This window comes from Bradyrhizobium tropiciagri (assembly GCF_018130505.1).
Classification (GTDB): Bacteria; Pseudomonadota; Alphaproteobacteria; order Rhizobiales; family Xanthobacteraceae; genus Bradyrhizobium; species Bradyrhizobium tropiciagri_B.
In genome coordinates this window covers 46,760-68,849 of sequence record NZ_JAFCKH010000011.1, presented here as the reverse complement: position 1 = coordinate 68,849, position 22,090 = coordinate 46,760, and the positions used below count along the sequence as shown (strand labels likewise).

The following is a 22,090-nucleotide window of genomic DNA, read 5'->3' as shown; positions in this document are numbered from 1 at the left end:
CTCGATGCGCGTCGTTGGGGGCAGGCTGAAGGGCCGCAATCTCGCGTCACCGTCGGGGCGCGAGATCCGGCCGACCGCCGACCGGCTGCGCGAGTCCGTGTTCAACATCCTCGTCCACGCCTATGACAATCCGATCGAGGACGCGCGGGTGCTGGACCTGTTTGCCGGCACCGGCGCGCTCGGCATCGAGGCGGTCTCGCGCGGCGCCAAGTTCACGCTGTTCGTCGACAACGGCGCCGAGGCGCGGGCGCTGCTGCGCAACAACGTCGAGTCGCTCGGGCTCGGCGGCGTCACAAAAGTCTATCGCCGCGATGCCACCGACCTCGGCCCCGCGCATCCGGTCGAGCCGTTCGCGCTGGTGTTCCTCGATCCGCCCTACGGCAAGGGTCTCGCCGACAAGGCCCTCGCCTCGCTGCGCGACGGCGGCTGGCTGACACCAGGCGCGCTGCTCGTGGTGGAAGAAGCGAAGGCCGCGGCGTTCGCAGCGCCCGAAGGATTCGAGGAGCTCGAGCGCCGCGCGTATGACGACACCGAGTTCGTGTTCCTGCGGCGCGCGTGACGTCGCCGCATATTCCGCTGTCATCGCCCGGCTTGACCGGGTGATCCAGTATTCCAGAGACAGCGGTGATCGAGCCGAGGGGTGTGTGGGGCGCTGTCTCCGCAAATCGTAGGATGGGTGGAGCGTAGCGATACCCATCTTCGTGCCGCGGGCGCGATTGTTGATGGGTATCGCTGCGCTCCACCCATCCTACGGAAGCCGTGCAAGACCTACCTCCGCCCGAACAGCTTCTCGATATCGCTGAGCTTCAATTCGACATAGGTCGGGCGGCCGTGGTTGCACTGGCCGGAGTTCGGCGTGTCTTCCATCTCGCGCAGGAGCGCGTTCATCTCTTCCGGCTTGAGGCGGCGGCCGGCGCGGACTGAGCCGTGGCAGGCCATGGTGGCGGCGACGTGCATCAGGCGGCGTTCCAGCGGCAGCGCCTCGTCCCATTCCGCCATGTGCTCGGCGAGGTCGCGGAGCAGGCCGGCGGAGTTGGCCTTGCCGAGCAGCGAGGGCGTCTCGCGCACGGCGACGGCGCCGGGGCCGAACGAATCGATCGCCAGCCCGAACGAGGCCAGCTCCATGGAACGGTCGAGAAGCTTCTCCACCGTCGCTTCGTCGAGCTCGACGATCTCGGGGATCAAGAGGATCTGCCGCTGCACGCCGTTCTTCGCCAGCGACGCCTTCAGCTTCTCATAGACGATGCGCTCATGCGCGGCGTGCTGGTCCACCACGATCAGCCCGTCGCGGGTCTGCGCGACGATATAGGTCTCGTGGATCTGGGTGCGCGCGGCGCCGAGCGGACGGTCGAGCAGGTCGGGCGCCGGCGCAGCCTCGAAGCGCACATCGGCGGTCGGCGTGCCGACGTCGAAGGCGGCCTGTCCGGGTTCAGCGAAGGCGGTCGCTGCCGCGCCCTCGAAGCCGCGCATCGGGTTGACCGGATAGGTCGGCGAGCTGCGCCAGCCCCAATTGCCCGGGCGCGGCGACGGCGTGAAGGCGGGCCGGAACGCCGAGAGCGCGGCGCCATCGGCGGTGTTGGCCGCGGTGCGCTTGCCTTCGCGCGCGAGACCCTCTTTCAGCGCATGAACAATCAGCGCGCGGACCAGGCCGGCGTTGCGGAAGCGCACCTCGGTCTTGGCCGGATGCACATTGGCGTCGACCTCCTGCGGGGGACAGCTGACAAACAGCGCCACCACCGGATGGCGGTCGCGCGGCAGATAGTCGGAATAGGCGGCGCGCACCGCGCCCAGGATCAGCTTGTCCCGCACCGGGCGGCCGTTGACGAACAGATATTGCCCGAGCGCATTGGCGCGGGTCAGCGACGGCGCGGCGGCAAAGCCCTCGACGGTGACGCCCTCGCGCTCGGCGCGGACCTCGATCGCAGAGGCGCGGAAGTCGGCGCCGAGTATGTCGCCGAGCCGCGTCAGCCGCCCGGCAGCCCCGGGCAGCGCGGCGGCCCAGGTCACCGGCGCGCGCTCCTCGCCGGCCAAGGTGAAGGCGACGTCGGGCCGCGCCATCGCAAGGCGCCGCACCACCTCGCGGATCGCCTCGGCCTCGGTGCGGTCGGTCTTGAGGAACTTCAGCCGCGCCGGCGTCGCGTAGAACAGATCGTTGACCTCGACGCGGGTGCCCTGGCCGAGCGCCGCCGGCATCACCTCGGACTTCTCGCCGCCCTCGACCGACAGCGACCAGGCATGCGGCTCACCGGCATGGCGCGTGGTGATGCCGAGCTTTGCCACCGCGCCGATCGACGGCAGCGCCTCGCCGCGGAACCCGAGCGTCTTGATGCGCAGCAGGTCCTCGTCGTCGAGCTTGGAGGTGGCGTGGCGGTCGACCGCGAGCGAAAGGTCGGCATGGGTCATGCCGCTGCCGTCGTCGGTGATGCCGATCCGGCGCCGGCCGCCGCCGTCGGTGAAGACATCGATCCGGCTAGCGCCGGCATCGATCGCGTTCTCGACCAGTTCCTTGACCACGCTCGCGGGACGTTCGACCACCTCGCCGGCGGCGATGCGGTTGACGACCTGTTCGGGAAGCTGGCGGACGGGCATGACGGGCATTCAGGGACGATTCGAGGGCTGCCCCATTGTAGAGGGCCGCGCCGGCAAATGCATGGGGTGACCGACCTGCGCTGGGGATGAACTTGGCCTATCGCCTTGAAGACGCTCAATTTCGTCCGGATCGGACTACGCCCTACGTGGCGATTGTGAGGGCCCGCTTGCAGGTATATCGTTTAGAAAAATTATAAATCCCGCCGGAGGACCGCCATGTGCCATCTGTTCGCGCACCAGCCGCAACGCAACTATGAATCGCAGACCCGATCGCTGCGGATCGGCGGCCACTGCACCTCGATCCGGCTGGAATTGTCGTTCTGGGACACGCTGGACGAGATCGCGGCGAAGGAGGGGATGAGCCTCGCCAAGTTCCTCACCACGCTGCATGACGAGGTTTTGGACCATCATGGCGAGGTCAATAATTTCGCCTCGCTGCTGCGCTGCTGCTGCCTGATCTACCGCTCGCAGAGCACGGCCACCGCGCCCGTGTTCCCGCGCGAGGCGATCCTCGACGCAGCCGAATAACGAACCCCGGCGTCACGGACAAAAAAGCGGCTCCGCCCGGTCGGGACGGAGCCGCTTTCATGTTGGGCGTGCGAGGTTCAGATCTCCTTGCGCTGCATCGCGCCGGCGATGTGGTCGGCCTGGCGGATCGCCAGCGACACGATGGTCAGCGTCGGATTGCAGGCCGCGCCCGAGGTGAACTGGCTGCCGTCCGAGACGAACAGGTTCTTGATGTCGTGGGTCTGGCCGAACTTGTTGACCACGCCGTCGCGCGGCTTCTCGCTCATCCGGTTGGTGCCCATGTTGTGGGTCGAGGGATAGGGCGGCGTCGGATAGGTCACGGTGGCGCCGACCGCCTCATAGACCGCGGCACCCTGCTTGTAGGCGTGATCGCGCATCGCGACGTCGTTCGGATGATCGTCGAAATGCACGCTCGCGACCGGCATGCCGAACTTGTCCTTGGCCTTCGGGTCGAGCGTGATGCGGTTGGTTTCCTGCGGCATGTCCTCGCCGACCAGCCACATGCCGGCCATCCGCGGATAGCCTTCCATCGCGCTGGTGAAGGGGCGGCCCCAGCCGCCGGGATTGAGGAACGCCGCCATGAACGGCACGCCGATCGACAGCGTTTCCATCTCGTAGCCGCCGACGAAGCCGCGCTTCGGATCGTTCTTGGCCTCGTCGCGGATGATGCCGGCCATCGTGGTGCCGCGATACATGTGCACCGCCTTCTCGAACACCGCGTACACGCTGCCGGTCATGTGCCGCATGTAGTTGCGGCCGACCTGGCCGGATGAATTGGCGAGGCCATCCGGGAACATGCTGGAGGCGCTGTTGAGCAACAGCCGCGGGCTCTCGATCGAATTGCCGGCGACCGCGACCACGCGGGCCTTCTGGCGCTGCATCGCGCCGGATGCGTCGGCATAGACCACGCCGGTGACCTTGCCGGACTGGTCGTGCTCGATCTTGATCACCATGCTGTTGGGCCGGACCTCGAGATTGCCGGTAGCTTCGCCCTTCGGGATCTCGGTGTACAGCGTCGACCATTTGGCGCCGGACTTGCAGCCCTGGAAGCAGAAACCGATCTGCTGGCACGAGCCGCGGCCGTCGCGCGGTTCGCTGTTGATCGCCATCCGCCCGGTATGGACTTCCTTGTAGCCGAGCTTCTTGGCGCCGGCCTCCATCACCTTGAAGTTGTTGTTGCCGGGCAGGCCGGGAATGCCGTTGGTGCGGGTGACGCCCATCTTGTCCTCGGCCTTGGCGTACCACGGCTCCATCTCGGCGAGCGTGATCGGCCAGTCCAGCAGGTTGGCGCCGGAGATGCCGCTATAGGCCGACTTGATCTTGAACTCGTGCTCGTCGAAGCGCAGCGACGCGCCCGCCCAATGCGTGGTCGAGCCGCCGACCGCCTTGACGATCCAGGCCGGCAGGTTCGGGAAATCCTTGGCGACGCGCCAGCTTCCCGATGTGGTGCGCATGTCGGACCAGGCGAGCTGCGAGAAGCTTTCCCACTCGTCGTTGATGAAGTCCTGGTTCTCGATGCGCGCGCCGGCTTCGAGGATCACGACCTTGACGCCCTTCTGCGCCAGCTCATTGCCGAGCGTTCCGCCGCCGGCGCCGGAGCCGACGATCACGACAACGCCACTGTCATTCAGATCGAATTTTGCCATTGTTTGTTTCCTCCAGAGCGTTGGTTGCCGGGCTCAAACCTTGGGGAGCCAGTCGATGTCGGCGAAGCCGCGCTTGATGTAGCCGCCATGCTCGGCGGAGGAGCCCTCGTAGCCGAACCGCGGCCACACCTCTTTCTGATTGTAGAGCGAGACGACGAGGTCGCCGCGGATCTTCTGGAAGAACGCGCTCGGCTCGATCTTTTGCAGCAGCGCGACGCGATCGTTCTCCCAGCCGACCTGGGCGTAAGGCACCTTGTGACGGTCGTTGGCCTCCTGGTCGAGCCGCGCCACGCCTTCAACGATCAGCACCTTGACCGCCGGATCCTTCGCCGCCTTGTCATCCCACGGCTTCACCGCGGTGATGTAGTAGCTGTCGCCGAGGAAATCGTGCGGATAGATGTCGCGCGCCATCTTCAGCAGCGTCTTCATCGTCGCTGGCGGCAACGTCTTGGCGTCCTCGGCCCAGGCATCGGTGATGCCGAGCCCGGTCGAGGTCGCGATCGCGACCGCCGGTGCGGTGGCGGCCGCGCCTTTGAGAAACACGCGCCGGTCATATTTGCTGCGTCGATCGATTTCTCTCATGATTTCCTCCGTAGATTTTTTTGTATGTGAACTTGCTTGAGCATGATCTTGCCGGAAAACCGGTTCCCACTTTTCCGGATCATGCTAACCGAAGCGCCCGCCGCGCTGGATCACCTCGATCTTGTAGCCGTCGGGATCGGAGACGAAGAAGAAGCGCGCCAGCGTCTTGCCGTCATGCTTGAAGTCGCGCAGTGGCCCCGGCGACAGCTTCTCGTTTTCGAAGCGGCCGTGCTCGGCATCGACGTCGTCGACGATGACGGCGAGATGGCCGTAGCCGTCGCCGAGCGTGTACGGCTCCTTGCGATCGAAATTGACCGTGAGCTCGACCTCGAACGGCGAGGAGGGATGGCGCAGATAGATCAGCGCGAAATCCGGAAATCGCAGATTGTCCGCAACCTCGAGGCCGAACGCGCGCTTGTAGAAGTCGAGCGCCCTGGCCTCGTCGAGCACGCGGATCATCGAATGAACGGGTTTGGCCATTCAGTTCAGCTCCTTCAGATAGGCGATGATCAGGGCGCGGGTTTCCGGCTTGGCCTGCCGGTAGGCCATCGTGGTGCCGGGGACCACTTCTTGCGGATTGGTCAGCCAGGCATCGAGCCTGGCGTCGTCCCAGACGAAATCCGCTTTGGCGATGGCTGCCGAATATTTGAAACCGTCAGCCTTGCCGGCGTGGCGGCCGACGATCTTGAACAGCGAGGGTCCCTGCCGGACCGGATCCGATGTGTTGGTGGTGTGGCAGGTCGCGCATTGCTGCTTGAACAGCGTCGCGCCGTCGGGCGGCTTGGCGGCGGGCAAGGGCATTTGCGCGGCCGTCATGTGCACTGCGAGTACCGCGCTGCAAAATCCCAGCCCGACCGTCCACCTCGCGCGCCGCATCGCCATGCTCGTTCCCCGTATCGGATGAAACTGTAGGGCGCGGAAAAACGGCCGTGGTAGTAGCCGGCTGTTTCATCGGAACAATGCGAGGCCGGCTTGTCGGCGAGGCGACGAGAAGGTGGCGGCGCCGGATCGTGACGCGGTTGCGAAGAACGCGCATCATGATCTCATCTCCTTGTTCGGCCGTCGTGTTTCACCGAAGACCCGTCTTCGTTTGTGCGCATCGCGTGCGCCTGATCGCGCCGTATATGTGAAGCGCAATTCCGCGAAATGGTCGCGAAAACCCTGCACGATCTCCACACGGCGCGGTTTGCATGGCCCCTGCGCCGTTTGCGATATCGTCAATTCGCGTGGATGCAGGTCCGGCGCTGCAGACGGCGCCAGCAACCGTCGAACCGTCCCACGCGAACAAGATCCAGGAGCAATGGATGAAATCAGCGAAGACTTTCGCGGTCGCGTTTGCCATGTCGGCACTGCTCGCCGGCCCGGTGCTGGCACAGGGGATGTCGCCGCACGGCCAGACCCGCGGCGGCACCACGATGCAAACCGCACCGTCGGGCAGTGCCGACGAGGAACTCAACGCACAGGGCGGCGCAGCGACCGAGAGGGGTGGCGTCACCGCCAAGAGCGGCACCAAGGGTACCGTCGGTGCCGGAACCAGCACGCGCGGCAAGGCGACCGGGTCCGAAATGGCGCCTGGCACGAAGAAGTACTAAGGCACGATGGCTGGATGCGGCGCGCCGCGCGTGCGCTGCATCCAAGCCGCGGCGTTCAGTCGTCGAAGCCGCTCCTGCCGCGTCCCGCCTTGACGTCGCTGCGGCGCTTCTTGCCCTCGAGCCGGCGTTGCTTGGAGCCGAGCGTCGGCCTGGTCGGGCGCCGCGTCTTGGGCCGCACCATCGCCTCGCTCAGGATTTCGAGCAGCCGCTCGATCGCGTCGGCGCGATTGCGCTCCTGGGTGCGGAAACGGAACGCCTGGATCACGATCACGCCATCCTTGGTCATGCGGCTGCCGGCAAGACGGACCAGCCGCTGCTCGGCATCCGGCGGCAGCGCGATCTTGCGCGTGTCGAAGCGGAGCTGCGCCGCGGTCGAGACCTTGTTGACGTTCTGCCCGCCTGGACCGGAGGCCCGGACGAAGACGATCTCGATGTCGTTCTCGTCGATTGCAAGGTCGCGGGAAACCCGCAGCATGATGCCTCACCACACGCCAGGTTTGCCTTCGCTCGGCTCGCCTGGAGTGCCGGTGGCGGAAGACCCCAAGGAAGAGAACTAAGGAAGACCTCCAGGTCGGGCGGATCGACGAAGAGGAGGGCTTCCTATCACAGTTCCGACGCCTGAGGAAAAGGCTCAGACGATATGCCAGTCGGGGGACACCACGCCGGCGTTTGCGATGACGTGAGCGGCGGCGATCTGGCCGTTATCCCAGATCGAGACCTTCCCGTTGTCGTTGCGCCAGAGAATGTCGCTGCGGCCGTTGCCGTCGTAATCGGCGGTCCCGGCGACATGCCAGTCGAGGGGGACGAGGCCGGCGCTTGCGATGATGTGGGCGCCGGCAACCTGTCCGTTATCCCAGATCGAAACCGCCCCGTTGTCGTTGCGCCACAGGATGTCGTCGCGACCATTGCCGTCGAAATCGCCGATGCCGGCAACCTGCCAGCTCGTCGGGATCACGCCGGCACTGGCGACGATATGCGCGCCCGCCATCTGTCCGTTATCCCAGATCGAGACCGCCCCGTTATCGTTGCGCCACAGGATGTCGTCGGTGCCGTTGCCGTCGAAATCGCCGTTGTCGGCGATGTGCCAGCCGGCAGGCAGCGCGCCGGCGCTGGCGATGACATGCGCGCCGCCGATCTGGCCGTCATTCCAGACCGAGACCGTGCCGTTGGTGTTCTGCCAGAGGATGTCGTCGGTGCCGCTGCCGTCGAAGTCGCCGGCGTTGACGATGCTCCAGCCGGGGGTAAGCGCGCCCGCACTCGCGATGACATGCGCGGTGCCGATCTGTCCGTTATCCCAGATCGATACCGCTCCGTTGGCATTCTGCCAGAGGATATCCTGAATGCCGTTGCCGTCGAAATTCGCGGTGGCCGCGATATGCCAGCTGCTGTCGACCGTTCCGGCACTGACGGTGACGTGAGCGCCACCGATCTGTCCGTTGTCCCACAGCGAGATGGCGCCGTTGCTGTTCTGCCAGAGGATGTCGCTGCGGCTGTCGCCGCTGAAGTCCTCATGGGGGACCTGAAGGCCGAAGAAGTCATCGGCGGTCAGCGCCGTCTTGGTCACGTTCTTCAACGTCATGACGTCGCCGCCGCCGAAATTGAGCAGCGTGTCGGCGCCCGATTGCGAGGCGTGCGACAACGCGGCGACGAGCGTCAAATGAAACGCGTTGAGATCGACCCTGTCGTCGGTATGCGCGCCGGCGACGAAATCGAGCACGGTGTCGGCGCCGTAGTGCGGAGCAAACACGAACCGGTCGTTGCCGCCGCCGCCCTTCAGCGTGTCGTTGCCGGCTCTGCCGTCAAGGACGTTGGCCATGGCATTTCCGGTCAGCGTATCGCTTCCGCTGCCGCCGATCGCATTCTCGATCCAGCCATACTGGTTGTGGTTGCCGGGATCGGTATAGAGCTGCGCGATGCGGATATTGTCGTAGGTCGTGCCGATCCGTGAGGTCCCGCCCGGGTTCAGGTCGATCGTCACGGCCGCGGTCTGGTTGGAGGCGTTGACCCAGTCGTTGCCGCCGGCGTCCCAGATCGTCATGATCATGTGGAGCGAGCTGCCGCTGATGAGCCCGCCATTGTCCATCGCATAGGCGCCGGTCGTCCCCGTCACCGGGGCGCCGAAATAGGTCGTGTCGCCGGTCCTCGTCGAAAGATTCGCGCCATAGAGCTGCTGCATGGCCTGGATGTCCATCACCATGGGCGTGATGGGATAGTCCTGCCCGGCGACGTGATTGTAGGTCATCACCGTGTCGAGCTTGGTGAAGGTCGGGTCGTTGGGATCTCCGTTGGGATGATCAAGACCAAGCGAATGGCCAAGCTCGTGCAGATAGGTGTCCCAACCGTCGTCCCCGGGGAAGGCTACGGGCATGTTGCTGTTGCCGAGGTTGAGCCACAGGTCCCCGTTCCGGTCCGGCGTATGTTGCGCGCCGGTCGGGATATAGGCAAAGCCGTACGTGTTCGGATCCGTATTCCAGTTGTATGCGCCGAAGGTGACATCGCCGACGCTGACCTCGCCGCCGCGAACGCCATAGACCCAGAGTCCGGTCTGGCCGGTATTGCCGGCAGTGCTGTCGAGCGCCAGCATCGCCGCCTGGTTGCCCGCGGCCGAGAGTTCTGCACGATGCGCATTGTTGCCGTCGCCGGCGGTGTATCCGGCGCGCGCCGCCGTGCCGCCCAGTCCGTTGCTTCCGCCGCTGGCATCGCCCGACGACCAGTTGATCGACTGGTAGCGGAAGACGATGTCGAAGTCGCCGCTGCCGCGGTCGTAGAGCTGCAGCTGGAAGGAGTTGGTCGGACTGGTGTGCTGGTTGTAGTAGCCGACATTGGCCCAGGTCACGGTGATGACGTGATTGACCGCATCGAAATCGACATAGGCGGGATTGCCGACCCGCGTATCGACGTCGGCCCAATACGGCGCGATCATCGGCGTCTGGCCGGCCGAGATCGTCGTCGGCGTATACTGGCTGATGCCGGCGCCGAACGAGACGCTTCCGTTGGTGTTGACGTAGAATGACGTATAAGTGTGGCCGTAGAAGTTCAGTCCGTTCGCGAACAGCCCTGATTGAGCGAAGTTGTACAGCTGGTATCCGTCGTCATTGACCGGCGGGCTCTGTTCGCCGAATCCTGCAGGTCCACCCAGATTTCCGACCAGCGCGCCGTTGCCGGAGACCGGTCCTGCGGTGCCCGCTCCCCCGCTGGCGCCGCCGAACGGAACGATGTGGGTATTGGCGACTTCATTCCAGCGGCTGATCGCCAGCTGCATCAGTTGCTGCTGGCTCGCGTTCAGCGCGACGTTCGCATCGCTTGTGAAGGGAATGTAGTGGGTCGCATCGATCTGCCAGTTGTCGTTGGTGCCATTGTGGTCGAGGTCGACCTGCGCGTAGTTGGCGGTCGCCGTGTAGTTCGGCACCCGATCGAGAAAGGAATAGGTGATCGTCCCCGAACCGTTGTGCCAAGCGTGGGATTTTGCCGTGATCAGGCTGGTATAAGATGCCAAGGAAGCCCCCAAAATACTATGTTTCGAAATATTTCAATTAAAAATTGAGAGTTTTCGCGAGTCAACCGAAAAGCGTGCCGCGGAAAGCCGTAAATCGATCGATTTCAGGACCATCTCTCCGCAGGGCGTCGCAAAAAATTCACAAGCCCCGCGCTTGCGAACGCAACCTGCGACATGGATCGCAACAAAGGGAAGCGTCCCCAAAGGGCTGCGTTCGCAGCCGGGGGCCGGCGCGGTGATCCCGTCGCCGGAGCGCGACGAGACGATCCGATCGGGGAGGACGCTTCGGGCTCAGTTCGCCTTCGGCGGCGAGGCCGCCGGCTGGGCGGCGGCTTGCGGGGTGCGGCCGACGATCACGGTGAGCAGGCCGTCGCCCCACAGCTTCTTCGAGACACGCTTGGCGTCGTCGAGCGTCACCGCGTCGACGATGGCGTTGCGCTTCTCGATGTAGTCGATCGGCAGCTTGTCGAGCTGGTATTGCAGCATCGCCTGCGCCAGCTTGGAGGAGGTGTCGAGCGCCAGCATCTGCGAGCCCTTGAGATAGGACTTCGCCTCGTCGAGCTCCTGCTGGGTCGGGCCGTCGGTGGCGATGCGGCGGATCTCGGTGTCGATCGCATCGACGGTCTCGCCGGCGCGATCGGCGCGGGTGCCGGTGTTGCCGATGAACAGCGCCGAGTGATCCATCCAGATCAGCGCCTCGTAGATCGAATAGGCGAGGCCGCGCTTCTCGCGCACTTCCTTGTAGAGCCGCGACGACAGCCCGCCGCCGCCGAGGATGTGGTTCACGACATAGCCCGCCATGAAATCCGGGTCGTGCCGGCGGATGCCGGGGCCGCCGAAGGTGACGACGGTTTGCGGCACGTCGAGCGGAATGAAGGCGCGCTGCGGCGGCTTGGCCGCGACGACATCGGGCACGGCCGTCAGCTCGGCTTTCGCCGGCAGATCGCCGAAGGTCTTGTCGAGCAGCTTGCCGAGCGTCTCGGGGTCGACGTCGCCGACCACGGCGACGCGCAGCGTGTCCCTGGCGATGTTGCGGCGGACGTAGTCCTTGAGGTCCGCGATCTCGATCTTCGGCACGCTGTCGAGCGTGCCGGTCGAGGCGCGGCCATAGGGATGATCGCCGAAGGCGAGCTCGAGGAATTTGCGGCCGGCCAGCGCCGACGGATTGGTGGATTCGCGGCGCAGATTCGAGATCACCTGGGCGCGGATGCGCTCGACGTCCTTCGGCTCGAAGTGCGGCGAGCTCAGCGCCATCCGCAGCAGATCGAAGGCTTCGTCCTTGTTGTCTTTCAGCATGCGCAGCGAGCCGCGGAACTGGTCGCGGGTCGACTGGAAAGACAGCTCGATGGCGCGGCGCTCCAGCCGCTCGTGATAGGATTTGGAGTCGAGATCGCCGGAGCCCTCGTCGAGCAGGTCGGCGACCAGGTTGCCGACGCCGGGCTTGCCGGGCGGATCCTGGCTGGCGCCGCCGCCGAAGGCATATTCCATCGCGATCAGCGGCACCGTCGCGTCCTGCACGAACCAGGCCTCGATGCCGCCGGGCGAGACGAGCCGCTGGATCTTGGCCGCAGCCTGCGAGGGCACCGACGACAGCGTCAGCAGCGCGGCGCAGGCGCCGCCGATCAGCGCCGCACGGCGGGTGAGGGAATAGATCACGAGCGCTTCTCCTCGCGTTTCGGCGCAGTATCCTTGATCAGATAGCCGGTCACCGAGCGCTTCTTGTCGAGCCATGTGGCGGCAGCGGCGCGAACCTGTTCGGCAGTGACGGCGCGGATGCGGTCCGGCCAGCTCCTGATGTCGTCGATGCTGAGCCCGGTGGTCAGCGCGCCGCCATACCAGCGCGCCAGCGTCGCCTGATTGTCCTGGGCGTAGATCGCTTCCGCGATCAGCTGGGTCTTGACCCGTTCGAGATCCTCGGCCTTGGCGGGGTTCTGCGCGAGGTCGGCGATCACCTTGTCGATGGCGTCCTCGATCTGCGCGAACTCGACGCCCGGCTTCGGCGTCACCGAGATCGAGAATTGCGAGGGATCGAGCGCTGTGCCCTGGTAGCCGGCGCCGGCCGAGATCGCGAGGCCCTTGTCGATCACCAGCGAGCGGTAGAGGTACGAGTTGGCGCCGCCGCCCATCAATTGCGCGAGCACGTCGAGCGCCTGGCTCTCGCCTGCGGCCGCGGTGTTGGCCGACGGTACGAGGTAATAGCGGCGCAGGCCGGGCTGCTCGACGCGCGGATCTGACAGCGTCACGGTGCGCGGCGCCGCCGGCGTCGGCTCCTGCGGCCGGACGCGCTTTTCGGGAATCGCGCGCTGCGCCGGGATCGCCGCGAAATTCTTCTCCACCAGCGGGCGGACGTCCTTGAGCTCGACATCCCCCGCGATGATCAGGATCGCGTTGTTCGGGGCGTAGAAGCGCTTGTAGAAAGCGAGCGCATCCTCGCGGTCGAGCTTCTCGATCTCCTGGTGCCAGCCGATCACCGGGCGGCCATAGGGATGGTTGAGATAGAGCGCGGCCATGATCTGCTCGGTCAGCCGGGCGTCCGGGTTGTTGGCGACGCGCATGTTGTACTCTTCGAGCACGACATCGCGCTCGGGCAGCACGTTCTCGTCTTTGAGGATGAGGCCGGTCATGCGGTCGGCCTCGAACTCCATCATGGTCGGAAGCTGCTCGCGCGGCACGCGCTGGAAGTAGCCGGTATAGTCGACCGAGGTGAAGGCGTTCTCGTTGCCGCCGACCCGCAGCACGGTCTGCGAGAACTCGCCGGCCGGGTGCTTGGCGGTGCCCTTGAACATCAGGTGCTCGAGGAAATGCGCCAGCCCCGACTTGCCGGGCGTCTCGTCGGCGGAGCCGACCTTGTACCAGATCATCTGGGTGACGACCGGGGTGCGGTGATCGGGGATCACCACGACCTGCAGGCCGTTATCGAGGGTGAAGCTGGCGGGGCGCTCCGAGGTGACGGTGGTCTGGGCGCGCAGGCCGGGGGTCGAAAATGCGACCGCTGATGCAAGGACGGCGAGGACGAGGGCAACCGAACGGCGTGAGGACATCATCATCCTTGTTGAAGCCCGGGCCGGCCGCCCGGGGGTGAAAGCGCGGCATCATACGCGGCGCCAGTAACGCCGGGCGTCACGAAACAGGGAGACCTTGGCTCTCCTGGATCACACGATTGCAAGATCAGGCGGCCGCGGGCGGAACGCCAAAGCGGCTACTGCAACGGCTTGCCGGTCTGGATATCGTACTGACCTTCCTGCCCGATCGGCTTCATCGGTCCGGTGCCGTAGGCGAAGTTCGACGATGGCGTCTGGTAGCCGGGCGGCGGCTCGGTCAGCGTCTCGCGGGTCGGCTCACCCTTGAACGGCTTGGTTTCGGTGCTGCTGCCCTTGAACATGCCCATCAGGCCGCCGGTATAGCCGAGCTCTTTCGGCGACAGCGACGGGTTGTTGGTCACGCCCGGCTCGATCGGGTCCCTGCGGTCACGATCGCTGGCGGTCTGCTGCTTGCGGCCGGCCTCGATCTCGGCCCGGGTCAGCGGCACGGCCTGCTGCCAGTTCTCTTTCTTGACTTCCTTCTTGCGGGCCTCGATCGCCGCCTTGCGCTTGGCGATATCGGGGTCCTTCGGCCAGTTCGGCGCGTTGGCCTGGGCGGCGGAGGCCGGCGCCGGCAGATCGAGCTTCGGCGGCACCACAAGCGGCGACCGCTCGCGGTAGTCGATGTCCTTGTTCGCCATGCTCTTGGCGCCGATGCCGGTCATCAGATTGTCGATGATCCGTTCCTCAAAGCTCATGCCGTCGTCGCCGTCATCGTCGTCGCCGGCGCGCACCGGGCCGGCGGTCATGACGAGGCCGATGCCGGCCGCGACGAAGGCCAGGCGCAGGCTGCGCAGCAGCGCCGGGTGGGATGTCTCGCTCAGGTCGTTTCGGGCCTTGATGTTGCGCATCGCGCCATTCCCATTTCGAAATTCGGTAAGGCGTTCACCGGCTTAGGCACAGTCCGCCGCGGGCAGCCTATCGACTGCCGATCGGCTCGTATCTGCCCGGATCAGGGCGCTTTTGCGGCGGGTACCCCCAGCATGGAATCATACAATAGTGCTGCCACGCCAGCAACGATCGCCACATCGGCGAGGTTGAACACATACCAATTGAAGGTTTTTCCGGCGATTTCGACGTGAAGCAGGGCAAAATCGACCACGGCCCCGTAGGCAAAGCGGTCGATGCCGTTGCCGACCGCGCCGCCGATGATCAGGCCGAGGGCGACCGTGGCGAGCCAGGTCCGCGACCGCGCCATCCAGATCGCGAGCGCAATCACCGCGGCCGCCTTGACCCCCATCAGCGCGATCTGGGCCGCCGGACTCTCGCTCTGGAACCAGCCGAAGCTGATGCCGGGATTCCACGCCAGAACCAGGTCGAAGAACGGCGTCACCCGCACCGGGGCGTGGCGTGCGATGTCCAGCCCATGGAGCAGCCAGAGCTTGGAGGCCTGGTCGGCGATCAACGTCGCGATCGCCGCAAGCACGCCGGCGCGAACGGGAGGGGTCATAGGCTGACCAAAGCCGTCGTCCCGGCGAAGGCCGGGACCCATACGCCGTGTCGGATCTTGTTTGAATGACTCGCGGTCATCAATCTTTGTCCATTCCAAACAGCAGTGGTTATGGGTCCCGGCTCCGTGCGCAAGCGCGCACTCGGCCGGGACGACGTGGTTAGACCGTGACCCCCAGCGCCTTCCACTCGCGCAGCGCCTCGGCGTCGCGCGGCGAGACGTCGGGATACTCCGGATCCTCGCCGACCGTGGGCAGGATCTTCCACGACCGCGCGCATTTGGTGCCGACCGCCTTCTCGACCACGACGGCAACACCCGGCACCGCGTCGAGACGGAAGGCACCGGCCGGCGCCTCGCCTTCGCGCACCTCGTAGCTCGAGGTGATGCAGACCTCCGCGAGGTCGACGTCGAACAGCGTCGCCAGCGTGTCGCGCTCGGCGACATAGATCACTGGCGATGCTTCCAGCGACGAGCCGATCCGCTTGGCGGCGCGTTCGAGCTCGAGCGCGCCGGTGACGACCCGGCGCACGTCGCGGATCGTCTCCCATTTTGCGGCGAGCTTGTCGTCGCGGAACTGCTCGAGACCTTCCGGGAACAGGGTCAGGTGCACCGAAGGCTCGGCGTTCGGCCGGTACATCCGCCAGGATTCCTCGGTGGTGAAGCTGAGGATCGGCGCCAGCCATTTCAGGATCGCGTCGCACAAGATGTCGATCGTGGTCAGCGCGGCCTTGCGCGCCACCGAGGACGGCGGATCGCAATACAGCGTGTCCTTGCGGATGTCGAAATAGAACGCCGACAGCTCCGAGTTCATGAACGCCGCGAGGCTCGCGACCACGGTCTTGTAGTCGAACTCGGCATAGGCCTTGCGGATGGTCTCGGCATGGCCGGCGAGCACGTGCAGCATCAGCCGCTCGAGCTCGGGCATCTCGTCAACGGCGACCTTCTCGGCCTGCTTGAAGTGATGCAGCGTGCCGAGCATCCAGCGGATCGAGTTGCGCAGCTTGCGGTAGGTCTCGATGGTGTTCTTCAGGATCTCAGGGCCGATGCGCTGGTCGTCGGCATAGTCGGTGGCGCAGACCCACAGGCGCAGGATGTCGGCGCCGGAATCCTTGATCACCTTCTGCGGCTCGACGGTGTTGCCGAGCGACTTCGACATCTTGCGGCCGTTCTCGTCGAGCGTGAAGCCGTGGGTCAGCACGATGTCGTAAGGCGCGCGGCCGCGCGTGCCGGCGCTCTCCAAAAGCGACGAGTGGAACCAGCCGCGATGCTGGTCGCTGCCTTCCAGATACATCACGGTGTCGTCGCCGCCGTCGATCTTGCGGACGATGTTGCCGAGTTGCGGGAAGTTCTGGCGGTCCTCCAGCACGAAGGCATGGGTCGAGCCGGAATCGAACCAGACGTCGCAGATGTCGTCGACCTTCTTCCAGTCTTCGCTGGCGCGCGGTCCGAGGAAGCGCTCGCGGGCGCCGTCCATGTACCAGGCGTCGGCGCCTTCCTCCATGAACGCCTCGGTGATGCGCTGGTTGACGACCTCGTCCTGCAGGATCTCGGCGGAGCCGTCGCCCTTCTCGCGCACGAACACCGCGATCGGCACGCCCCAGGCGCGCTGGCGCGAGATCACCCAGTCCGGCCGGTTGGCGATCATGCCGTTGATGCGGTTCTCGCCGGCCGGCGGCACCCATTGCGTCACCGAGATCGCGTGCAGCGCGCGGGCGCGCAGCGTGTCGCCCTTCTTGGCATGGCGGTTCTCGGCGATGTCCGTAGCCCCGGGCTTGCCCGGGGCGTCCAAGATGTCCTTGTCCATCGCGATGAACCATTGCGGCGTATTGCGGAAGATCACCGGCTTCTTGGAGCGCCAGGAATGCGGATACTGGTGCTTGAGATTGCCGCGCGCCAGCAGCTTGCCGGCCTCGATCAATGCCTTGATCACGGCATCGTTGGCGTCGCCCTTCGCGCCTTCATCGTTGATCACGCGCTTGCCGGTGAAGCCGGGAGCTTGCGCGGTGTAGGCGCCGTTCTCGTCCACCGTGTAGGGGATCGCGGTCGCGATGCCGCGGTCGGCGAGCTCGCGCCCATTCGCCATCCAGACGTCGAAGTCCTCGCGGCCATGGCCGGGGGCGGTGTGCACGAAACCGGTACCGGTGTCGTCGGTGACGTGGTCACCGGCGAGCAGCGGCACCGTGAATTCGTAGCCGCCGCCGACGCCGCGCAGCGGATGGGCGCATTCCACGGCATCCAGCGTGTCGCCGGGGATGTCGCGCACCTTCTCATAGGCGGCGACGCGCGCCTTCTTGAACACCTCTTCGGCAAGTGCGTCGGCCAGGATCAGGAGGTCGCCTGTCTTCGCCCATTTGGCGTCCGGCGCATCCGTCACCTTGTAGAGGCCGTAGGCGATCTTCGGCGAGAACGAGATGGCGCGGTTGCCGGGCAGCGTCCACGGCGTGGTGGTCCAGATCACCACCGATGCATTCGCGAGCGCGCCATGCGCCGGCGAGGTGACCGGAAATTTCACCCACACCATGTCGGAGGTGTAATCCTCGTACTCGACCTCGGCCTCGGCGAGCGCGGTCTTCTCGACCACGCTCCACATCACCGGCTTGGAGCCGCGATACAGCGTGCCGTTGGCGGCGAACTTCATCAATTCGCGCGCGATCTGGGCTTCGGCCGGATAGCTCATTGTCTGGTAGGGATGATCCCAGTCGCCGATGATGCCGAGCCGCTTGAACTCCTCGCGCTGCACGTTGATCCAGTGCGTCGCATAGGCGCGGCATTCCCTGCGGAACGCGACCATCGCGGTGGAGTCGCGGAAGTCCGGCTTCTGCTTGCCCTTGGAGCGGTAGTTCTCCTCCTCGATCTTCCATTCGATCGGCAGGCCGTGGCAGTCCCAGCCCGGGACGTAATTGGAGTCGAAGCCCAGCATCTGCTGGCTCTTGGTCACGACATCCTTGAGGATCTTGTTCAGCGCGTGCCCGATATGGATGTTGCCGTTGGCATAGGGCGGGCCGTCATGCAGCACGAATTTGGCGCGGCCCTCGGCCTCCCGGCGTAGCCGGTCGTAGAGGCCGATGTCGTTCCAGTATTTCAGGATTTCCGGCTCGCGCTGCGGCAGGCCGGCGCGCATCGGGAAATCCGTCTGCGGCAGGTAAAGGGTCTTGGAATAGTCCCTAAGGTCAGTCTTTTGGGCGTCGGTTTTTTGCGGCTTGTCGGACATGAAAGCTCTGATTTGGCAGGTGCGGGCGCGGATACGCGATCAATCGCGGGTGAAAACGGCAAAGTCCCGGTCTTGCGCCGAGCCTTCAGGCTCAGGCGGAAGCCGGGCCGCTAATCCGTATGATGCGCCGCGAAAACATGGGGTTTCCATAGCAGCCGGAAGGGGAAATCGCAAAGGCTCCGGAGCGGCGGTGGAATGTTCCGAGGGACCGGCCCCTGGCGAGTACCCCTCGCCTGTCCCCCTGAGAGCGTGTGAATCTTTTGTGGCGGCGGGACTAACAGCGGGGGAGTGCGACGCTTACCCACTAGCGTCGTCCCGGCGAAGGCCGGGACCCATAACCACCGAAGGTCTTTGTTGTGCAGCGTTGGGGCCGCAGCTCGCTTCAACAACCTGACCCTGTGGTTATGGTCCCGGCCTTCGCCGGGACGACGGGGTGGGGATGACGGGTCAAAGAACGGTATGCCTTTAAGCCGCCCGCGGCCGGGCCGGATTTCCCGCCACGATCGCGCCGGGGGCGACGTCCTTCGTCACCACGCTGCCCGCTCCCACCAGGGCGCCGTCGCCGATTGTGACGCCGGGCAGGATGATGGCGCCGCCGCCGATCCAGACATCGCTACCGATCCGGATCGGGCGGCCGAATTCCAGCCCGGCGCGCCGCGTCGCGGCGTCGCGGGGATGGTCGGCGGTATAGATCTGCACCGCCGGGCCGATCTGGGTGCGGTCGCCGATCGCGACCTCGACGACGTCGAGGATCACGCAATTGAAGTTGAGGAACACGCCGTCACTGATGCTGATATTGCCGCCGTAGTCGCAGAAGAACGGCGGCCGGATCACGGCATCCTTGCCGACGTGGCGGAAGCGTTCCGTGAGCAGCGCGTGCAGCTCGCTCGCCGAGGCCGCCCCTGACGCGTTGTAGCGCGCCATCCATCGTTCTGCTTCGGTGTGGTCGGCGGCGAGTTCGGCATCCGGGCGATAGAGCTCGCCGGCGAGCATTTTTTGCTTTTCAGTCTTCAACCAATCGCTCCGAGCTTCGGGAACGCACCGGGCGCTGCGGCCAATGCCGCGCGTGCCTTGGCGCTGTCGTCATCCATCTGGCGTATCAACGCCTCGATGGTGTCGAATTTCAGCTCGTCACGAATGAAACCGATGAAGGCGACGTCGAGCACCTTGCCGTAGAGGTCGCCCTTGAAATCGAACAGGAACACTTCGAGCAGCGGCGCGCCGTTGTCGAAGGTCGGGCGGCGGCCGAAGCTGGCGACACCGTCGATCCGCTCGGAACCGAGGCCGACCCGCACCGCGTAGATGCCGTGCTTCAGCCCGCATTGCTTGTCGAGGCGGATGTTGGCGGTGGGATAGCCGAGATCGCGGCCGCGCTTCTCGCCATGGATCACCTCGCCGGTGACGAACCACGGTCCGCCCAGCATCGTGGTGGCATCCGAGATCTCGCCTTCGGCGAGCGCCATGCGGATCGCGCTCGATGAGACCGGACGTTCTTCGATGTCGACATGCGCCTGCACGTCGACCTCGATGCCGAGCCGCGGCGCTTCGCTGACCAGGAGGCTCGGCGAGCCGACGCGGCCCTTGCCGAAGTGGAAATCGTAGCCGACCGCGATGCCGCTGATGCCGAGGCGGTGGATCAGGTCGTGGTGAATGAAGTCCTGCGCCGTGGTGCCGGCGCGCGCCTTGTCGAAGGTCATCACCACGGCGCCGGCGAGCCCGGTGGCCGCCAGCAGCCGCAGCTTGTTGGTCTCATCGGTGAGACGGAATTGCGGGGTGTTCGGGCTGAAGAATTTGCGCGGATGCGGCTCGAACGTCACCGCGAGCGCCGGCACGCCGCGCGCTCGGCCCATCGCCAGCGCGGCGCCGATCACGGCGCGGTGACCGAGATGGACGCCGTCGAAATTGCCCATCGCGACCACGGCGCCTTTCGGAATGGCGCTGTCGGGGGTGTTGTCGCGGATAACGGTAAAACCGGTGCTCATTTCGTTTCGATTCTTCAAGGATTCTTAAGCATGAACGTTGCCCCAGGACCGTGACGCGGCGGCGGCGCGGAAGTCAAGCGTAGGCCAAAATCGCGCTAAATCCGTAACAATCCGGCCTCAGCGGGTTAACGCGCTGTTTAATGCCTTGCTGTTAGTGGTTCGCAGGAAAGCTGCGGTCGCGCAGAAGCGTCATTGCGTCAGTGTTGTTGGGGGGAAAGATGGCGGTTGATTTGTCCATGCCGGTTCTGGTGGTCGATGACTACAGCACCATGATCCGCATCATCCGGAATCTTCTCAAGCAACTCGGATTCGAGAATATCGACGACGCCTCCGACGGCTCGGCGGCGCTCAACAAGATGCGCGGCAAGAAGTACGGTCTCGTGATCTCCGACTGGAACATGGAGCCGATGACCGGCTACGACCTGCTCAAGGAAGTGCGCGCCGATCCGAATCTGGCGACCACGCCGTTCATCATGATCACCGCGGAATCCAAGACCGAGAACGTGATCGCGGCCAAGAAGGCCGGCGTCAACAATTACATCGTCAAGCCGTTCAACGCGGCGACGCTGAAGACCAAGATCGAGGCGGTGTTCCCGGACATGGCGACGGCGTAAGCCGCCCGTCCATCGCATCAGCTGAATTAACGTCGTGCCCGGGCCTGTCCCGGGCATTTGCGTGTTTGGAGTTCAAGATAAAGTAAGGCGCGGATCGCCGGTGGTCATAGGCGAGCGGAGCGATAGCCCCGTGGCTAAGTGCGTCTGCACGATTTCGGAATATTGGAAGAATATCCCTGAGTTGCCCGACGTGTCAAGTTGCCGGATCGAGGTCGGCCGCCGCGGGCTACTTTGCATGGGGTTGTTTTCGTGGTTTTGGCGCCGCGCCCCTTCACCTCGCCCCGCCTGCGGGGAGAGGTCGGATCGCATGCAGCGCAGCGGAATGCGATCCGGGTGAGGGGGTACAGGTCTAACCGCGTTCAGAACTCGCGGAAGCAGCCCCTCACCCCAACCCTCTAAGAGCGAGCTTCGCTCGTCTCGACCCCGTGAAGAACGGGGAGAGGGGGTGGAGAGAGCATACTACCACTTCAGCTCGCGCATCAGCGCGCGGGGCGGGTGGCCGAACAATTCCTTCACTGAGGCCGGGTCGAGCTGGTCGATGCCCTCGAACTGCTCGGAATGGATGCCGCGGGTGACGAACAGCAGGTCGATGCCGAAGCCATGGGCGCCGGCGAGGTCGGTGCGCACGGAATCGCCGATCGCGAGCACGCGGCTGCGCTCGACCGGACGCCCGCGGCGTTCGGTGGCCAGCGCCATCGCGCGCTCATAGATCGGCCGGTGCGGCTTGCCGTAGAAGATCACCTCGCCGCCGAGTTCGCGATAGAGCTCGGCGACCGCGCCGGCGCAGTAGATCAGCCGGTCGCCGCGCTCGACCACGATATCCGGATTGGCGCAGACCAGCGTCAGCTTGCGTTCGAGCGCCTTCATCAAGGTCTCGCGATAGTCCTCGGCGGACTCGGTCTCGTCGTCGAACAGGCCGGTGCAGATGATGTAGTCCGCCTGCTCGAGCGGCACCAGCGAGGCGTCGAGGCCGCGATGGATCGAGCTGTCGCGCTCGGGGCCGAGCCAGTAGATCTTCTGGCCGGGATGATCCGCCACGAAGTGCCGGGTCAGGTCGCCCGAAGAGACGATGGCGTCATAGGTCTCGTCGGCGACGTTGAGCTTGCGCAGCTGGCGCTGCACGGAATCGGCCGGCCGCGGCGCGTTGGTGATCAGGATGACGGTGCCGCCCTGCCTGCGGAAGGTGTGCAGCGCCTCGCAGGCCTCGGGGAAGGACTCGAGCCCGTTGTGCACGACGCCCCAGATGTCCGACAGCACGACATCGACATCGCCGACGAGGTCGCGCAGCCGCTCGACGAAGCGCAGCGACGTCATGTCGGG

General features: G+C 65.4%; 19 protein-coding genes. 4 read left to right on the top strand and 15 right to left on the bottom strand.

Annotated elements, in window-relative coordinates:
• The first annotated feature begins 4 nt into the window (after positions 1-4).
• On the top strand, positions 5-559 hold the full coding sequence (gene rsmD / locus JQ633_RS26360; RefSeq protein WP_211988018.1) for a 16S rRNA (guanine(966)-N(2))-methyltransferase RsmD: 555 nt from the start codon (positions 5-7) through the stop codon (positions 557-559).
• A gap of 209 nt (positions 560-768) precedes the next feature.
• Here the strand turns inward: rsmD and mutL are convergent, their stop codons facing one another.
• On the bottom strand, positions 769-2,589 hold the full coding sequence (gene mutL / locus JQ633_RS26355) for a DNA mismatch repair endonuclease MutL (protein ID WP_211988017.1): 1,821 nt from the start codon (positions 2,587-2,589) through the stop codon (positions 769-771).
• 216 nt (positions 2,590-2,805) lie between these two features.
• Here mutL and JQ633_RS26350 point away from each other — a divergent pair, with 216 nt between their 5' ends.
• The gene (locus tag JQ633_RS26350) at positions 2,806-3,117 is read left to right on the top strand and encodes a ribbon-helix-helix domain-containing protein (RefSeq protein ID WP_211988016.1); all 312 of its coding nucleotides are present in this window, start codon (positions 2,806-2,808) and stop codon (positions 3,115-3,117) included.
• Positions 3,118-3,194: 77 nt separating this feature from the next.
• Here the strand turns inward: JQ633_RS26350 and JQ633_RS26345 are convergent, their stop codons facing one another.
• The 4 genes from JQ633_RS26345 to JQ633_RS26330 form a co-directional block, all read right to left on the bottom strand.
• A complete protein-coding gene (locus JQ633_RS26345; RefSeq protein WP_211988015.1) occupies positions 3,195-4,763 on the bottom strand; it encodes a GMC family oxidoreductase in 1,569 nt (522 codons plus the stop codon).
• A gap of 33 nt (positions 4,764-4,796) precedes the next feature.
• Entirely contained in the window at positions 4,797-5,345 is a 549-nt protein-coding gene (locus JQ633_RS26340) for a gluconate 2-dehydrogenase subunit 3 family protein (protein WP_211988014.1), read from the bottom strand.
• Between the two features lie 84 nt (positions 5,346-5,429).
• The gene (locus tag JQ633_RS26335) at positions 5,430-5,825 is read right to left on the bottom strand and encodes a VOC family protein (protein ID WP_211988013.1); all 396 of its coding nucleotides are present in this window, start codon (positions 5,823-5,825) and stop codon (positions 5,430-5,432) included.
• Positions 5,826-6,146, bottom strand: a complete 321-nt coding sequence (locus JQ633_RS26330; RefSeq protein WP_211988233.1) for a c-type cytochrome — start codon at positions 6,144-6,146, stop codon at positions 5,826-5,828.
• Between the two features lie 503 nt (positions 6,147-6,649).
• Here JQ633_RS26330 and JQ633_RS26325 point away from each other — a divergent pair.
• Positions 6,650-6,937 carry a hypothetical protein gene (locus JQ633_RS26325; RefSeq protein ID WP_211988012.1) on the top strand — a complete coding sequence of 96 codons (288 nt, stop codon included), beginning with the start codon at positions 6,650-6,652 and terminating at the stop codon, positions 6,935-6,937.
• Positions 6,938-6,992: 55 nt separating this feature from the next.
• Here the strand turns inward: JQ633_RS26325 and arfB are convergent, their stop codons facing one another.
• From arfB to JQ633_RS26280, 9 genes are all read right to left on the bottom strand, one after another.
• Complete coding sequence (gene arfB, locus JQ633_RS26320) at positions 6,993-7,412, bottom strand: alternative ribosome rescue aminoacyl-tRNA hydrolase ArfB (protein WP_211988011.1); 420 nt, start codon at positions 7,410-7,412, stop codon at positions 6,993-6,995.
• A gap of 156 nt (positions 7,413-7,568) precedes the next feature.
• Entirely contained in the window at positions 7,569-10,433 is a 2,865-nt protein-coding gene (locus tag JQ633_RS26315; RefSeq protein WP_211988010.1) for a nidogen-like domain-containing protein, read from the bottom strand.
• 291 nt (positions 10,434-10,724) lie between these two features.
• On the bottom strand, positions 10,725-12,089 hold the full coding sequence (locus JQ633_RS26310) for a M16 family metallopeptidase (protein ID WP_211988009.1): 1,365 nt from the start codon (positions 12,087-12,089) through the stop codon (positions 10,725-10,727).
• Positions 12,086-13,477 carry a M16 family metallopeptidase gene (locus JQ633_RS26305; RefSeq protein WP_211988232.1) on the bottom strand — a complete coding sequence of 464 codons (1,392 nt, stop codon included), beginning with the start codon at positions 13,475-13,477 and terminating at the stop codon, positions 12,086-12,088. The genes JQ633_RS26310 and JQ633_RS26305 overlap by 4 nt, the downstream gene beginning before the upstream one ends.
• 155 nt (positions 13,478-13,632) lie before the next feature.
• Positions 13,633-14,364 carry a hypothetical protein gene (locus JQ633_RS26300; RefSeq protein ID WP_211988008.1) on the bottom strand — a complete coding sequence of 244 codons (732 nt, stop codon included), beginning with the start codon at positions 14,362-14,364 and terminating at the stop codon, positions 13,633-13,635.
• Between the two features lie 101 nt (positions 14,365-14,465).
• Complete coding sequence (gene lspA, locus JQ633_RS26295) at positions 14,466-15,005, bottom strand: signal peptidase II (protein ID WP_433995695.1); 540 nt, start codon at positions 15,003-15,005, stop codon at positions 14,466-14,468.
• 118 nt (positions 15,006-15,123) lie between these two features.
• On the bottom strand, positions 15,124-18,174 hold the full coding sequence (ileS, locus tag JQ633_RS26290; RefSeq protein WP_211988007.1) for an isoleucine--tRNA ligase: 3,051 nt from the start codon (positions 18,172-18,174) through the stop codon (positions 15,124-15,126).
• A gap of 465 nt (positions 18,175-18,639) precedes the next feature.
• A complete protein-coding gene (locus tag JQ633_RS26285) occupies positions 18,640-19,167 on the bottom strand; it encodes a sugar O-acetyltransferase (RefSeq protein WP_211988230.1) in 528 nt (175 codons plus the stop codon).
• A 17-nt stretch (positions 19,168-19,184) separates the two neighbouring features.
• A complete protein-coding gene (locus JQ633_RS26280) occupies positions 19,185-20,156 on the bottom strand; it encodes a bifunctional riboflavin kinase/FAD synthetase (RefSeq protein WP_211988006.1) in 972 nt (323 codons plus the stop codon).
• Between the two features lie 218 nt (positions 20,157-20,374).
• Between JQ633_RS26280 and JQ633_RS26275 the strand changes: the two genes are divergently transcribed.
• Positions 20,375-20,770: a response regulator gene (locus JQ633_RS26275; protein WP_016844467.1), complete on the top strand. Its 396-nt coding sequence runs from the start codon at positions 20,375-20,377 to the stop codon at positions 20,768-20,770.
• Between the two features lie 459 nt (positions 20,771-21,229).
• Here JQ633_RS26275 and JQ633_RS26270 read toward each other — a convergent pair whose 3' ends face one another.
• Complete coding sequence (locus JQ633_RS26270; RefSeq protein WP_211988005.1) at positions 21,230-22,084, bottom strand: TIGR01459 family HAD-type hydrolase; 855 nt, start codon at positions 22,082-22,084, stop codon at positions 21,230-21,232.
• Positions 22,085-22,090 lie beyond the last annotated feature (6 nt).